The sequence below is a fragment of the Sporosarcina sp. AD_1 genome (assembly GCF_057373025.1).
Genome location: NZ_JBPVIR010000010.1, coordinates 86,636 through 100,970 on the forward strand (window position 1 = coordinate 86,636; position 14,335 = coordinate 100,970).

Consider the following 14,335-nt stretch of genomic DNA (forward strand, 5'->3'; position numbering starts at 1 on the left):
GATGGCGCGAAGTAATAAGACGGTCATCGTCATAGGAGGCGGACTTGGCGGATTATCTGCCGCCATCTCTTTGGCGCAAGCAGGATACAGCGTAACATTATTTGAAAAGAACGATCATCTTGGGGGGAAATTAAACCGGCTGGAACAGGACGGTTTCGGATTTGACTTAGGCCCTTCCATTTTGACGATGCCACATATTTTCGAAAAGCTGTTTCACGGCAGTGGAAAACAAATGGCTGATTATGTGCCAATTCACCGGCTGCAGCGCGAATGGCGCTCCTTTTTTCCTGATGGAACAATTGTGGATCTATACGGAGACCTGGAGCTGATGGAGGAAGCAAATCCTTACTTGAGCCGTAAGGATATCGATGACTACAATCAATTCCTCCAGTACGCCAAGCAGCTGTACGACATGACAGAAGCGGGCTATTTCGCAGAGGGGCTTGATACGACAGGTGAAGTAATCCGGCATCATGGTCTATTGAAGTCATTCAAAGGGTTCGATCTGACATCCACGATGTATGAAGCCATCGCAAAGCGAATCGAAGAACCGCATTTGCGTGATATGCTTGCTTATTTTATTAAATACGTCGGATCGTCTCCATACGATGCACCAGCTGTACTCAATATGATGATTTACATGCAGCATGCTCAGGGATGCTGGTATGTACCGGGAGGCATGCATAAGCTCGCAGAAGGTTTAACAGAGCTTGCAAAATTGGCTGATGTCTCTCTACATACCGGCACTGCAGTCAAGAAGCTGCACAAAAAAGACGGACGGATTGCCAGCGTGGAATTGGCAGATGGCCGGACGCTGGAAGCGGATTATTTTGTTTCCAATATGGAAGTAATACCAGCCTACGAAAAGCTGCTGGAAGAAGACAAATCGTTTACTGACAAGCTTACGAAAAAATTTGAGCCATCCAGTTCCGGCCTGGTCCTCCATATTGGCGTGAAAAAGGAATATCCGCAGCTGAACCATCATAACTTCTTCTTTTCCGAAAATTTGAAGGAACAGATGGAGAAAGTGTTCCATCACTACGAGTTGCCTGATGATCCTACGATCTATCTGGTCAATACGAATAAAACGGATCCAAGCCAAGCGCCAGCCGGTCATGAAAACTTGAAGATCCTCCCTCATATTCCTCATATCCAGGAAAATCCGTTTACAGAAGAGGACTACAAGGAATTAGAAGAACGGGTTCTTCTGAAGCTGGAACGGATGGGGCTCGAGGGCCTGAGGGAGAATATCGTGACGAAGGATGTCTGGACACCGCATGATATTGAAAGAATGTACGGCTCCCACAAAGGTTCCATTTACGGCACCGTTTCCGATAAACGGAAGAACAAAGGTTTTAAAAACAAAAAGCAGAGCGAGCTTTATGATAACCTCTATTTCGTCGGCGGTACCGTGAACCCGGGCGGCGGTATGCCGATGGTGACGCTAAGCGGCCAGCAAGTATGCAATAAAATTATAGAGCGGGACAGAACGTGAAAAAGATAACGATGTGGACAGGAGGTAATTGAATTGATCATTGTGTTGACAGTTGCCGGATTACTTGGCGCAGTCGGCCTATTGGCAGGGGGGCTGATGTTTCTCCGCTTCCCTTCCCCTCCTGCTGCCGATCATCCTTCCACATCCTCACTCGTTTCTGTCATCATTCCCGCCCGCAATGAGGAGCAGCGCATTGTTCCGTTATTGAGATCGCTGGCCAAGCAGACAGGAATTGATTTCGAAATGATTGTCGTCGATGACGATTCGGAAGATCAAACCGCTAAAATCGCCGAATCGTACGGCGCCCTTGTCATTCGAAATCTTCCGCCTGAAGATGGCTGGATTGGAAAATCCGCCGCCTGCTGGGCGGGTGTTCAAGCAGCTACAGGCGATTTGCTGTTATTCATGGATGCGGATACTGAATTTCAAGAGAATACAAGTCTGCTGAAATATGTATCTTCTTACGAGCGGCTCCGCGGCACGGGAATTGTCTCCTTGCAACCTTATCATCGTGTCGTTTCATGGTACGAGAACGCCGCCGCTTTATTTCCACTCATTGCAGTTGTCGGGATGAATGTATTCTCGGCATTCTCAGGCCGTTTTTCAAGTGCAGGTTCCTTCGGGCCTTGCCTCTTATGCCGCAGAGAAGAGTATGAAAAAGTCGGAGGGCATGCGGGGGTGCGCGGACATGTCATGGATGATTTAGCACTGGGACGAAAATTTCAGGAGGCCGGATATCCTGTCCATTGCTACAGCGGAAAAGGACTCGTCACGCTGCGCATGTATTCGGAAGGGGCTGGCCAGATGACGGAAAGTTTGACCAAAAGTTTTGCGACTGGCGCCAGCTTCACGGCCCCGGCTGTCATGCTGCTTATCAATCTTTGGATGGCAGGTGGCCTGGCAATCGCATTCATGCTCCCCGCTGCGTTCATTATCCAGAATACTGTGTGGTCTATCATTTCACTTGTTTTGTACTTTGGATTCGCAGCCTCTTTTGCCCTGTTTGCAAGGCGAATTGGCAGTTTTAACATCTGGATGTTCCTATTCTATCCAATTCATTTACTGCTGTTTACTCTTATCTTTCTGCGCTCCTCGTATTTAGGAAAAGTGCGTAAAAGAGTCAGCTGGAGAGGGCGGGATATTCATGTATAATGCGGCTTTCCCAAAGAAGGCGATTTGGAAATGAAAGACTTGCCCATTATCTGGCTTTTTGTCATCAATGCACTTGCTTGGCTCTCCATTCAAATTGGCATTTCGGCCATTACCAACAAGATACCGATCAGATGGTTCGTCAAATATTCTTGGCTCTTTACTAGCTTTCACTGGGAAAAGGAAGGGGTCCTCTGGCAGGACGTTGCGCGTGTGAAAGCATGGAAGCAATATGTTCCTGACGGTACACTGTTCATCCGCTCGGGTTACAACAAAAAACAATTGCATGGCTGGGATTCGGCCTCCTTATCCCTCTTTCTGCTGGAATCAAGGCGCGCCGAATTCACCCATTGGATTTCCATTCCGCCCGCGCTGCTGTTCTTTCTTTGGAATCCCATGTGGGCGGGCTATGTCAATATAGCGTATGCCATACTATTTAACGTACCGCTCATTATTCTGCAGCGATACAATCGGCCTCGAATTGAACGTATAGTAAAAGCCCCTGCTTCGCGTTGAAGCGGGGCTTTTCGCTATTACATCGCTCTTAGATAAGTGCTATCGTTAAAAATGAAATCGCGCAACCTGTTCCCCATCGACTAAGAAGCCTTCCACTTCGTTGAAGCCTAGCCGTCCATAAAGCCGCTTAGCTACCTCATTCTCAGGTTCATATGACAAGTTGATGATCTGATGACGTTCTTCCTTCATGCTCCGAATATCTTCAATGACGAGCAGAACTGCCTGCTTGCCGTACCCTTTTCCTTGATGCTTTTGATCAATCATCATGCGGTACATCCAGTATTCATGATCCTCATCATCAATGCCAAAGAGGGTAAACCCGACCATTTCATCATCCGCATAAATTCCTTTCGCATGAAAGTGATCTAAGAAATTTAATTGTGCAAGTGATACAGCATTCGATGCAACAAATTTCACTTGGTCCTCTCGCACTCGAAGGGATATCGCGTCAATCCAGTTGTCTTTCGTAATCGGCTTTAAATGTAACATGCTTTCATCTCTCTCTCTGTTTGCGTCTAGTTAATTTACAGTGGGCAGCAACTGCTCATCCTTTACTTCCACAAGATAGTGGCGAAGGACATGCTCTCTACCGCCGTTTCTCTCATACCATTCTACAACTCGACTGACATGCTCCTGGTCTGCTCTGATTTTCGTTTCAATTTCTTTGTACGCTTCATGGCTCTCGTACTCCCAGATTGCAAAGATCTCCGTTGTTTCATCACCACGTGGCACCATCCACCTGCCGACCAATTTTGAACCATGCTTCAACTGGTTCGGCAAATTGGTGTTGTTAAAATGGGTATTCAATTCCTTAACAAATTCATTTGTAACGATATACGATTTTCTTCTATAAAACACCGGTTCATTTCCCCTTTCCTGTGATTCCTTTACAAGTCCTTTTTGGCAACCGTCTCCCCCTCAATCAGTTGCCCCGTCTCATGGAAACCGAAAGACTTGTATAAGTTTTTCGCAGTCTCATTTTCCGGTTCATACGAAATATAGACGGAAGCCGCTTCCCCTTGCGGATAGGTCTTTATGTACGCAAGTGCCTTTGCCAGCGCCGCTTTTCCATAGCCCTGCCCTTGATACCGCTTGTCGATCATAAAGCGAAGAATGCCATAGCAGGCCTCATCTCCGAATTCATTCTCTTCGGCCGTATCGTGGTACATCATAATGAACCCTACCATCTTATCTTCCGTATAAATTGCAAATGTCATTGCTGGCAGATCGTCATTCAATAAGGCTACGTACGATTGAGCCAAGCTGTACAAATTGGAAGCCACATAATTTTTCTGCTCTTCCTTGAGTTCCAGCTTGATGCATTCCTCAAAATTCTTCCATGTAATTTTTCGAAATTCCACCACGGTAAATCCCCCCGTTCCCGTATTGTTTACGGTGAAGCAGATCCCAAAGTTTCATATGCCGAATTGATTTGTGAATAAAACCGGACTATTCATACTTTATTGCAACGATAAGGAATCTTTCAGAAACGGATTCAGTTGAATAAAGCGTTCCACGTTACTTACAGTATCCGGTAGCACCGGCACGCCTCCACTTCGATATAGCAAGACCCATCGCAGGCAGGCTAACGCTTTATATGGCTGGAGCTCTGCCACTGTTTCATTCGTTATGTAAGCCGATTCGAATACATCGGCAAATGGTTCGGATGCGTATACATAAAACAGCAAAAAAGCCCACGAAAAATCATACCGGGCGTCCCCCCACTGCGCATTAGTCCAATCGATTACAGTGAATTTGCCATCCTGCTGGACAATGTTCAAAAAATGATAATCCCCATGGATCAGGTCGCTTTGTTTGGGCTGCGCTACTTGAGCCAGTCTTGTCAAAAGTTGTGTAAGGTCTGAATGATCTTGGATGCCTGGAAAAAAATAATTCATAAAATGATAAGCAGGAACTTGCAGGACCCCAATTTCCTCTTTCGTCAGGCGATGGATACTGGACAGGATGCGGGCCATTTCCACCATATTGTCATTCGTCAAATCAGATACTGGACTCCCATTGTCACTGGTAAGCAATACCTGATTTTCATCGTCATCCAGTCCCCAGCCTAATGGTGCAGGCACTTCTATTCCATGCAACCTCAATCGATCAAGCAGCTGATACTGGAACCGAATGTCTGGCTTAGAGGTTTGATTCCATACTTTTAAAACGAACGCCTCCTCCTCGATATGAAGCTTAGCTACTTCGGCCTCAAAGCCTTGGTCGACAGCATGCCAGCTGTTGTCGGTGGCTGATTGCAATAAATAATTTAAATCTACCTTTATATCGATCCAATTAATTGTTCGAAGACGATTCATCTAACATCCCTTTCCTTCAAAAGTGCAATAATTTCATCATTCTGCTTCAATATCGTCTCCATCTTTTCTTCCATACTGATCAAGTGACTGTACTGTTGAGAAGAGTTAGCCGTCCTTCTGCGAGCCAGCAGCATGATGAGCATAAATAATATAATACATGGCAGTGCGAAGCCAACCAGCTTAAATAAGATGATTACCAATATTGATTCCAATCTTTCCCCTCCCTAACGTTTAAAGGGCGTTACACGTTCGTGCTGTATTCCTTCAGGTGCCGCTCCTCAATCAAATCAATAGATCGCTTGTTTTTAACATAATCCATCAGCTGCTCTTTAATATTGGGATAAAGCACAATATGCTCAAGATCCGTCAATGGCACCCAGGTCACCCCTGATTGATTCGGATCGGGAACAGCCGGGAATTTTGGGGTGCTCCCCTCTCGCAAGGTGCAGTCAAAATAAAGAGCCAAAGAATGGGTGGATCCATATCGATGCTCATTGATAGCAGGAGCATATTCATAGACGAATGCCAGCGGCCCTACATCCACCTCTGCAGACGCCTCTTCCCATGCTTCCCTCCGTACCGCGTCAATAATTGTTTCACCAGGATCTACTCCCCCGCCCGGCAAATTATAATGGATTCCCTTTTCTTCTTTCGAAAATTCAACTAGAAGAATTGAATCATTTTCAACAATCACGGCTCCCGCTTTTACTCTGATGTGGTAGGTCATCATTCCATCCCCATTTCCCCAATAAATTTCCATAGTATGTGAACTGTCTAATTCGCCAATTGCCGTTTAAAACCCTCTTCTCCTCCAAGCAAATTCTTGTTCAATGCCTCCTGTACCAGAGCTAACCGTTTAGACAGCAAAACAGTCAAACGAATATTTTAAAATATATAGCAGTTTGGCAAGGAAAGGAGGTTCTTAGAATGACACAGAGAAGAAAAAGAAATTTACGCTTTTGCTTTTTGCCGGGCTATAACTGGTGTGGGCCAGGCTGCAGCGGACCCGGGGAGCCCGTAAATAAAGTAGATGCGGCATGCAAAGCACATGATATATGCTATCAACGCGGCGGCAGACGATGTGAATGCGATCGGGAATTTCTTCGCCGGTTAGAGCGAGAAATCGATCCCTCGACAATAGCCGGCAGACATGCACTCATGCTGTATCGCTACATGAGAATGCAGGCGTTCTTCACTTGTGGACTTTGATCACCAACCTTAGGCTAGTATTCCATCCCTAGGAATCACTAGCTTTTTACGTTTTAAGAGTCACTATTTCAGCCGCCCTCGTTCTACCTAAAACACTCTATCTATTTCCAGAAATAAAAGAGGGTTTCCCGAAGCATTTCACGAACCTAGTACCTAGCCTGAAAGGAGGAGCTACTATGAAACCACCTGTAGCAAAACGAATTCCCCATCCTCATGAATTGCATGGCGATGTGCGAGAAGACGACTATTATTGGCTGAAGGACCGAAACAATCCCGAGGTCATCAAGTATTTAGAGCAAGAGAACGAGTATTTCAGGGACATTATGCGTCCACTGGAAGAGCGTACCGAGCAGATCTACCAGTGCATGGTGGATCGAGTGCCGGAATCGGAAGTACAGGTTCCCGTTCAGCGCGGTTCGTACTTTTACTACTCCCGCTTGGACAAAAGCAAGCAATATCCCATCTATGCGCGCAAAAAGGCAGCAACTCGAAATTTGCTGGAGGACGCGACCGAGGAAATCGTGCTTGATTTGAATGAATTGGCGGAAGAGGATGGCTACCTGAGCGTTACAGCGTTACGTTTGAGCAATGACCAGACCCGTCTTGCCTATTTGGAAAACCGTGATGGCACCGATCGGTACACCGTCTTTGTCAAAGACTTGGAAACGGGAGAGCTCCTGCCGGACCAGATTCCGAATGTCTATATTTATGGCAGCCTTGAATGGAGCCATTGCGGAGACTATCTTTTTTACACTACTGTGGACGACAACGAACGGCCGTGCCGGTTATGGCGGCATAAACTGGGAAGCGAAGCAGGTAGCGACGAACTTATTTATGAAGAAACAGATGAGACCTTCACGTTATACATGGAAACGTCGCAAAGCGGAAAATTCATTTTTGTGTATTCTCATTCGACAACAACGAGCGAAGTCCGAATGCTGCATGCGGATGAACCGCTATCCACTTTCGAAGTGGTGGACAAACGGCGTGAAGGCATCTTGTACGATGTGGAACATTGGGGGGATGATCTGCTCATCTTAACAAACGAAAATGCGATGAACTTCCGGCTGCTGCGCTGTCCGATCAATGATCTGCACTCGCGTGAAGTCGTCGTGGCGTACAAAGAGGAGCGCTTTCTTCAATCGATGTATCCGTTCCGTGATGTGTTAGTCATCTCTGGCCGTGAAAACGGATTGACGCAAATTTGGATGTTGAAGGACAGTGAGCTGGAGCCCATCCAATGGGACGAGCCGCTTTATACTGTCGGGGTAGTTTCAAATCAAAGCTACGAAGCAAGCGAGATATTAATTCAATATGATTCCTTGCTAACTCCTAGAACAACGTTTGGACTACATCCGCTATCTGGAGAGACACACTGTTTACAGGTTGCTCCCGTCAGCGGCGAGTATGACCGCTCTCAATTCCGCCAAGAACAGCTGTGGGCGTTAGCTGAAGACGGCGTACAAGTGCCGCTGACTGCTGTTTACCATAAAGATGCACTGCTTGACGGGCCAGCGCCATTAATTCTATATGGTTATGGATCATATGGAGCAAATAGCGATCCTCGTTTTGATCCGTATCGTCTTCCACTGTTGGAAAAAGGAATTGTATTTGTCACAGCGCAAGTGCGAGGCGGTTCCGAGATGGGACGAGGCTGGTATGAAGACGGGAAAATGCAAAATAAGCGCAACACCTTCACCGACTTCATTGCCGCAGCCAAGCATTTGATTGAAGAAGGCTATACAACTTCAAGCCAAATGGCAGCCCGTGGCGGCAGTGCTGGCGGCTTGCTCGTCGGTGCAGTGGCGAACATGGGAGGAAATCTATTCCAAGTCATCGTGCCTGCCGTGCCGTTTGTCGATGTCGTCACGACGATGCTCGACACCTCCATTCCATTGACGACGCTGGAGTGGGACGAGTGGGGAAATCCGCAGAAGGCCGAGGACTATTTTTATATGAAGTCCTATAGCCCATATGACAATGTCGAAGCGAAGGATTATCCACACCTGTATATAACGACCGGCCTGAACGACCCGCGTGTCGGATACTGGGAGCCAGCCAAATGGGTGGCACGCCTCCGAACGTTAAAAACCGACGACAACATCCTCGTCATGAAAACGAACATGGGCGCCGGTCATTTCGGTGCATCCGGCCGATTCAACCATCTGAAGGAAGCGGCAGAATGCTATGCATTTATTTTGGACAAATTAGGCGTTACAAGTGATGTAGAGATGGCAAACCCCCGTTGATCGGGGGTTTGTTTTTTTACTGTGTGTTTATCTCAATCTTCACGTTTCCTTCAATGTAGTTGCGATAGGAAGAAACCACTCTCGTTATTAACATTTTCTATTAACGTATCGACCTCTCCTAATAGAGAATGTAATACATCCTTCACAATGCCTTCTTCAAATTGATCTAATGGCTCCGGAAGTTCTTCTTCATCTAAAATATAATAATCCCCATTTGGGAGTATCAAAATATCAATAATTAAATCTTCAAAGGACACAATCTCTTCTGTAATGATGGTATTTCGAACAATGTTAAAATAAGAACCCAAATAATTTCCCTCTTCATCTAACCAGTAATAGAAATTATATGGTCGATCAGTCCAATAGGAAGCTATCGTATAGCTGCCTTTAGAAATGGTTACTTCCAACTGACCTGCCTTCATCGTAAAAGATGTTTCAATTTCATGAAATAGCATCATCTTTTCCTGTTCAACCTTTAGCAGCCTACATGTATGATCTACAGTTGTTGAATCATAACAGATCTTTCTTTCGATAACAGTCTTGTCAGCATGTATCGCTAGAGTTTGCATTCTATAATCCCTCTTTTACTACCAGATTCGCATGCCTCTCTGATCTCTCTTCAGCACCATTTCTGCTTGCACTTTATTATTACATAGTTGAAATCATTAATCATATAAGCGGTTCCGTCACTCATCAAACGAAAATGCATATCCCTTGTAATTAAAAGTACGACAAAACCCTAGGTGTTCCGCCACTGCAATAGAAGGTTTATTCATATCCATGCAGTCCCAATACGGAAGCCAATCATTTTCAAAACAATCTTTTACAAAACGGTGGGCTGCAATTGTAGCTAATTTCTTCCCTTGGTGCGCCTGTAAAGTTTCAATACCGATGCATTGCACATTTTCATAAACAAAACTTGAGGAACAGATACTAACGATCTCATTATTATGTACAATACAATAACCAATCCCCTTACTGAAAAACTGATCGGTTGATGACCAAGACCAAACGATTGTGTTGTGTAAAAAAGCTATATTCTGGATTGAATTATTTTTGTTTTCGTAGAGAGTCTTGGTGATTTTATGAACCGTATAACCCCCTTCCAGCATAGGCTCACTTTCTTGCTTGTAATTATCCTTTGGCAGCTCATAAACTCGTTGGAGCCAACTACTTATTTTGCGATGGTTAAACAATTGTTCTATCGTCTTGTCCCATCCTTCATGATTGCCGACCCCTTCAAACCAATGTAGTCCTACTCTTCTCGCGTCCGGTGCAATAACTGCATCGATGAATGAATTCAGTTCCATTTGAAACTGCTCATTATTTTCATCTCCAATAAAAATAAATCCATCGTTATTTCCTAACCAAATAAGACCGGCTGTCGGATTGTGAAGATTATCAACAAATATGCGTCCCGGATTAACCCCCGCAATGACTGCCTTTGCCTCTATCTGTCCTCGCTCATTTACGATTCTCATGCATTTATGAAAGTCTCGTTTCTTTAATTCAGAGATCATTTTTTCTCCCATCCCATTTTTAGATTTCCCATTTTAGAAGCCCTATTTTTTCTTCCATCTCCCTCGATACCTCATATGCCCCTTCCGATTGGTTGGAACATACCACTACTATCGTTGAACTAGTTGGGTAGTACGCAGAATGGAAACTCACGCCGGGATCGTAACCCATTACATGATATTTGAAAATGTCAAAACCGATTTTCTTAACCCATACGCCATACCCATAGTAATCATCCCCATCAATCTCAACATGCGGCCGTAGCAAAACTTGCGTGTACTCTTCGCTAAGGAGTCTATTTTCCAGCAGTGCTCCCCACAGCTTAGCCATGTCTCCAACCGACACATAAGCTCCACCATCCGGTCCCCCTTTTACAGGTAATGAGTAGATATTCGTTTTCCAAGTACCATCTGGATGATCGATGTAACCCAGTGCTGTACTCGATGGAAGAGCATCCAATTCGAAATAACCCGAATCCGCCATACCAGCTTTCTTCAAAACAAATTCTTGAACATACTCAGCAAATCGACGCTTGCTGGCTTTCTCGATAATCAAACCAAGCAAAATATAACCAGCATTATTGTAGTGAAATCTTTCTCCCACTGTGAACTTCATCGGCTGATCTTGAAATAACGGCAGAAAATCCTTTACACATCTCATTCGATACATCGGATTTTTAATCCATAATTCTTCAAAATCGTCCATTACCTCTTCATCAAAGTAGTCTGGTACGCCAGATGTATGGGTAAGAAGATGGTGAATGGTAATATCCTCGTCAAAATTCGGAAAATCCACATCAAGACAATCTGCTAATTTCATATCAAAAGAAAGATCACCTTTCTCAACAAGCTGACAAATTGCAATGGCAGTAAATAGCTTACAGCCGGATGCAATTCCAAACCGGGTAGAGAAAGTATTTTCTAGTTGTTCAGAACGGTTGGCATACCCATAGCTCATTTCTGCACGCATTCCCTGGCTATCTTTAACAAGCACTGACCCTGAGAAATGATTATTCTGAATCTCCGTAATCTGTTGTAGCATCTGTATCCCCCATTTCCTTGCAGTTTGAATAGAATCAAATTCCAATGCGGCACCTCATCATTAGCAACTTATCTATACTTTATCACCAATCTTTGTTAGTAAAAGCTCAAGAACAATTCCTATTCAAAGTAGAGCCCTATTACAAAAAAAGGATGCCTATTATCTTGTCAATAATAAGCATCCTCGCAGTCATATCTCATTCAATTTCTCTTGCCTAATAATTCTCCGAATACTTTTTTCAGAGAGGTAGTACGACTCTGTTAGTTCTATTATTGTGCTGCCCTTACGAAACATGGAATAAATTTCTTTGTTCCTTTTTAGAAGCGCATCACGTGTTCCGTTCTTTTCACCCCAGGATTTTTTCCTTTCCTCTTTCCTTGGAATGTATAACGGTTTTCCATCTACATACTTCTGAATAGCTCTAATCAATTCAGCTGGTAAAACACTTTCCGCATTAAGATAGGTCATCTTCTGCTCACTCCTATATAGTCATTTTCAGAGATTGCAGCTACCCTTAAATCGGAAGTGTTTTATGTAGTTTTCATATTAGCATGACGACTATTTTCATCTAGGGTCACCTCGCAAATTCAACCTGATACTAAATAGGCTGAGTATCATTTCTAGTATTATAGCATTTACTGATGATTGAAATAGATCTTCAGGAAAGCAGGATAAAGGTACTTACACTATATTTTCCTCATTCATTTAACATCCATAGTGTTTTCTGGCCTTAAAAATAGAGTTTTCTCCCTTATTTCAGTTACGTCCATATCCGGATATTCTTTTTGAATTAAATCGAAAATCTCTTCAATCATCACTTCTAACTCTCTTATGCCCTTTTCAGGGTGTTCCATTAGTATAGAAGTTAACCGACTCACCACATTCTCTGGGACAACCGTCATGTTTTCTAATGATTTTTTTTGCCATTTATAAGCTGGATGATGAACATACACTCGATTTAGCCCGAACAGGATGCCCATTATCTTTTCCTGGACAGAAACGATTACTTTATACAACATTAGCCAATCTTCTCTTGCCTGCAACGCCTCACGGTTATGCCATCTATTCCCCAAGTTCATATTCTGACTGATCATTGCTTTACTCAACTCGTCAGGATATCTTTCAACTTGTTCCTTGAGCTGATAAATAAATTGTTCTCCACCAAGCGGGATTCCATCGTGTACGGAGGCTACCAGACATTGTTTATTCAAGTCCGTATCAAATGCCAAAGTTACTTCGTTACTGATCTTTTGAATCGTACTTGTTAAGAAGTTACTAATTTCAAATTTTACACCTTGTGCCACATATGTTTCCGACCACTCCTCTTCCTCATAAGGATGAAAATCAATGATGCTGCCGTTCGCTAACGTAATGGGACGTTTTCTATCTTCTTCTGTCGGGCTCTCTCTCCAAAATATAAATAACTCGATATCCGAGAAATTATCCTGCCAATTCCGAGAAACGGAACCACCAAGTAAGACTGCTTCCACCTTTGCATTCTGCATGTAGTAATTGGAGTGTTCCAACGCCAACCTGTTAAGCTCCATGTAAATCCCCCTTCTTAAAGCCCCGTTACTACTTCTTTATGAAATAACTTTTTCTTATCCTATTAAGTCCAACGATAAGATTATTCAGTTCCCTCTCAGAAGGTGTATGAAAACCATATCGAACAGCATTGTAAATCGACAAGATGTTTTCGCTATTCTCCCAACCCATTCGTAAAAACCATTCATGTATCGTTTCCTCTTGATACCGATTTAATTTATACGTTTGCGCTTCCTTCTCGAATTTTTCAAGTGATTTTCGCACTTTATCTCGGGCGACTGAGTAATCATACAGCATTTTTTGTTGCTCTTTTTTAGGCTCTCTTATGCCTTTAAACGAAAAGGAGTACGTTACTTGTCTGTCCTTATATTGTTTGTTTTTCTTTATTAACATAAGAACGATAGCGATGATTACGAGAACGGCTGCAAAAAATGAGATTGAGAAGTATTCGAATATCGAGGATGTGGCCTTCTGCTCTTCAAAACCGAAGAGCAGAATTTCAGTACGAGTTTCTTCGCTTTTCTCTTCCGATAGATTTGCAATAAGATCCAGTATGGAGTCTATTGCTTGAAAGAAAAACATCATTCCCCCGCCAAAAAGAATGCCTATCGCTTTGAGAAACAGTAACTTTGCAGGCTTAAGGGTGATCAGGACAATGAAAAATACAAAGACCCCTATCCCCATGATGAGACTGAAAACTTTCCCAACTTCTCTTACTCTAAAATTACCTAACTGTCTACTATTAATAGCCACTGTGACCATACGTATAAAATAAAATAGAAATGTTGTTACCAAATAGATGATCAGCTGTTGTTGCAGTAATTCCTCTGGTTGATTCGTAACAAAAAGGATTCTTGCTAAGAAGTACATGGAGATGAAAACGACTGTATTTAGAACAGTAATAAACGGCCAGCCATTTATTCGGGAACCGTTAAAATTCGCTTGAATTCTCCATAACACAAATACGAAGAATAACAGTACATTTAGCAAAGGAACTCCGAGTAAAGACAGCGGCACCGTTACACCTAATGCCAGTCCAATACCGAGGCTATTTGAGTACGCACGGGAATAGAATAGGAGATACAACAAAATTCCACCTATGATTGAAATGAGCATCCAAATATACGGTATTGCCGAGCTTGTCTCCCCTAAGAAAAAAATGAAAAAATATGATACTAGAAACATCTCTGCAACAAGACGTTCAGAGAGGTTAAAGCGGTTCCGGTCATAGTCAAACCTTTCTTGTTCCAGTTGTTTTCTCCCCTTTCAGTACTAGCTGCGATTATTATAGATAG

General features: G+C 43.6%; 17 protein-coding genes. 5 read left to right on the forward strand and 12 right to left on the reverse strand.

All coding sequences use genetic code 11. The features are described 5' to 3' along the window. Window position 1 precedes the first annotated feature (1 nt). Genes ACSW3C_RS17755 through ACSW3C_RS17765 form a run of 3 tightly spaced genes read left to right on the forward strand, consistent with a single transcriptional unit; the run spans window position 2 to window position 3,160 of the window. Entirely contained in the window at window positions 2-1,495 is a 1,494-nt protein-coding gene (locus ACSW3C_RS17755; protein WP_486564144.1) for a phytoene desaturase family protein, read from the forward strand. A gap of 42 nt (window positions 1,496-1,537) precedes the next feature. After that, window positions 1,538-2,647, forward strand: a complete 1,110-nt coding sequence (locus ACSW3C_RS17760) for a glycosyltransferase family 2 protein (RefSeq protein WP_486564206.1) — start codon at window positions 1,538-1,540, stop codon at window positions 2,645-2,647. Between the two features lie 30 nt (window positions 2,648-2,677). After that, window positions 2,678-3,160 (forward strand): glycosyl-4,4'-diaponeurosporenoate acyltransferase CrtO family protein, encoded by a 483-nt coding sequence (locus ACSW3C_RS17765; protein WP_486564146.1) that lies wholly within the window; start codon window positions 2,678-2,680, stop codon window positions 3,158-3,160. Window positions 3,161-3,205: 45 nt separating this feature from the next. On the opposite strand, the gene ACSW3C_RS17770 is transcribed toward ACSW3C_RS17765, so the two are convergent. The 6 genes from ACSW3C_RS17770 to ACSW3C_RS17795 all read right to left on the reverse strand — a co-directional run bounded on the left by ACSW3C_RS17770 (window position 3,206) and on the right by ACSW3C_RS17795 (window position 6,205). Beyond that, the gene (locus tag ACSW3C_RS17770; protein WP_486564148.1) at window positions 3,206-3,649 is read right to left on the reverse strand and encodes a GNAT family N-acetyltransferase; all 444 of its coding nucleotides are present in this window, start codon (window positions 3,647-3,649) and stop codon (window positions 3,206-3,208) included. Between the two features lie 30 nt (window positions 3,650-3,679). Beyond that, on the reverse strand, window positions 3,680-4,018 hold the full coding sequence (locus ACSW3C_RS17775; RefSeq protein ID WP_486564150.1) for an NIPSNAP family protein: 339 nt from the start codon (window positions 4,016-4,018) through the stop codon (window positions 3,680-3,682). A 29-nt stretch (window positions 4,019-4,047) separates the two neighbouring features. Continuing rightward, complete coding sequence (locus tag ACSW3C_RS17780; protein WP_486564152.1) at window positions 4,048-4,524, reverse strand: GNAT family N-acetyltransferase; 477 nt, start codon at window positions 4,522-4,524, stop codon at window positions 4,048-4,050. 96 nt (window positions 4,525-4,620) lie between these two features. Then, window positions 4,621-5,478 (reverse strand): aminoglycoside phosphotransferase family protein, encoded by an 858-nt coding sequence (locus tag ACSW3C_RS17785; protein WP_486564154.1) that lies wholly within the window; start codon window positions 5,476-5,478, stop codon window positions 4,621-4,623. Next, window positions 5,475-5,690: a hypothetical protein gene (locus ACSW3C_RS17790; RefSeq protein WP_486564156.1), complete on the reverse strand. Its 216-nt coding sequence runs from the start codon at window positions 5,688-5,690 to the stop codon at window positions 5,475-5,477. Before ACSW3C_RS17790 ends, ACSW3C_RS17785 begins: the two co-directional genes overlap by 4 nt. Before the next feature lie 29 nt (window positions 5,691-5,719). Then, complete coding sequence (locus ACSW3C_RS17795; RefSeq protein ID WP_486564158.1) at window positions 5,720-6,205, reverse strand: NUDIX domain-containing protein; 486 nt, start codon at window positions 6,203-6,205, stop codon at window positions 5,720-5,722. A gap of 200 nt (window positions 6,206-6,405) precedes the next feature. Between ACSW3C_RS17795 and ACSW3C_RS17800 the strand changes: the two genes are divergently transcribed. Together ACSW3C_RS17800 and ACSW3C_RS17805 are read left to right on the forward strand one after the other, a co-directional pair. Then, on the forward strand, window positions 6,406-6,687 hold the full coding sequence (locus ACSW3C_RS17800) for a phospholipase (RefSeq protein WP_486564160.1): 282 nt from the start codon (window positions 6,406-6,408) through the stop codon (window positions 6,685-6,687). A gap of 176 nt (window positions 6,688-6,863) precedes the next feature. After that, window positions 6,864-8,936 (forward strand): S9 family peptidase, encoded by a 2,073-nt coding sequence (locus ACSW3C_RS17805; protein WP_486564162.1) that lies wholly within the window; start codon window positions 6,864-6,866, stop codon window positions 8,934-8,936. A 50-nt stretch (window positions 8,937-8,986) separates the two neighbouring features. Here the strand turns inward: ACSW3C_RS17805 and ACSW3C_RS17810 are convergent, their stop codons facing one another. The 6 genes from ACSW3C_RS17810 to ACSW3C_RS17835 all read right to left on the reverse strand — a co-directional run bounded on the left by ACSW3C_RS17810 (window position 8,987) and on the right by ACSW3C_RS17835 (window position 14,126). Further along, entirely contained in the window at window positions 8,987-9,505 is a 519-nt protein-coding gene (locus ACSW3C_RS17810; protein ID WP_486564163.1) for a DUF402 domain-containing protein, read from the reverse strand. A 117-nt stretch (window positions 9,506-9,622) separates the two neighbouring features. Next, window positions 9,623-10,456 carry a GNAT family N-acetyltransferase gene (locus ACSW3C_RS17815; protein ID WP_486564165.1) on the reverse strand — a complete coding sequence of 278 codons (834 nt, stop codon included), beginning with the start codon at window positions 10,454-10,456 and terminating at the stop codon, window positions 9,623-9,625. A gap of 19 nt (window positions 10,457-10,475) precedes the next feature. Further along, on the reverse strand, window positions 10,476-11,495 hold the full coding sequence (locus ACSW3C_RS17820) for a serine hydrolase domain-containing protein (protein WP_486564208.1): 1,020 nt from the start codon (window positions 11,493-11,495) through the stop codon (window positions 10,476-10,478). A gap of 189 nt (window positions 11,496-11,684) precedes the next feature. Continuing rightward, the gene (locus ACSW3C_RS17825; RefSeq protein ID WP_486564167.1) at window positions 11,685-11,963 is read right to left on the reverse strand and encodes a CD3324 family protein; all 279 of its coding nucleotides are present in this window, start codon (window positions 11,961-11,963) and stop codon (window positions 11,685-11,687) included. A gap of 233 nt (window positions 11,964-12,196) precedes the next feature. Next, the gene (locus ACSW3C_RS17830; RefSeq protein WP_486564169.1) at window positions 12,197-13,042 is read right to left on the reverse strand and encodes a DUF4037 domain-containing protein; all 846 of its coding nucleotides are present in this window, start codon (window positions 13,040-13,042) and stop codon (window positions 12,197-12,199) included. A gap of 28 nt (window positions 13,043-13,070) precedes the next feature. Continuing rightward, entirely contained in the window at window positions 13,071-14,126 is a 1,056-nt protein-coding gene (locus ACSW3C_RS17835) for a hypothetical protein (RefSeq protein WP_486564171.1), read from the reverse strand. Window positions 14,127-14,335: the final 209 nt, after the last annotated feature.

Coding starts and splice junctions, on each gene's coding strand:
- ACSW3C_RS17810 (WP_486564163.1), bottom strand. CDS start 9,505: ATGCAAACTCTAGCGATACATGCTGACAAGACTGTTATCGAAAGAAAG.
- ACSW3C_RS17800 (WP_486564160.1), top strand. CDS start 6,406: ATGACACAGAGAAGAAAAAGAAATTTACGCTTTTGCTTTTTGCCGGGC.
- ACSW3C_RS17795 (WP_486564158.1), bottom strand. CDS start 6,205: ATGACCTACCACATCAGAGTAAAAGCGGGAGCCGTGATTGTTGAAAAT.
- ACSW3C_RS17830 (WP_486564169.1), bottom strand. CDS start 13,042: ATGGAGCTTAACAGGTTGGCGTTGGAACACTCCAATTACTACATGCAG.
- ACSW3C_RS17755 (WP_486564144.1), top strand. CDS start 2: ATGGCGCGAAGTAATAAGACGGTCATCGTCATAGGAGGCGGACTTGGC.
- ACSW3C_RS17785 (WP_486564154.1), bottom strand. CDS start 5,478: ATGAATCGTCTTCGAACAATTAATTGGATCGATATAAAGGTAGATTTA.
- ACSW3C_RS17815 (WP_486564165.1), bottom strand. CDS start 10,456: ATGATCTCTGAATTAAAGAAACGAGACTTTCATAAATGCATGAGAATC.
- ACSW3C_RS17765 (WP_486564146.1), top strand. CDS start 2,678: ATGAAAGACTTGCCCATTATCTGGCTTTTTGTCATCAATGCACTTGCT.
- ACSW3C_RS17770 (WP_486564148.1), bottom strand. CDS start 3,649: ATGTTACATTTAAAGCCGATTACGAAAGACAACTGGATTGACGCGATA.
- ACSW3C_RS17825 (WP_486564167.1), bottom strand. CDS start 11,963: ATGACCTATCTTAATGCGGAAAGTGTTTTACCAGCTGAATTGATTAGA.
- ACSW3C_RS17805 (WP_486564162.1), top strand. CDS start 6,864: ATGAAACCACCTGTAGCAAAACGAATTCCCCATCCTCATGAATTGCAT.
- ACSW3C_RS17820 (WP_486564208.1), bottom strand. CDS start 11,495: ATGCTACAACAGATTACGGAGATTCAGAATAATCATTTCTCAGGGTCA.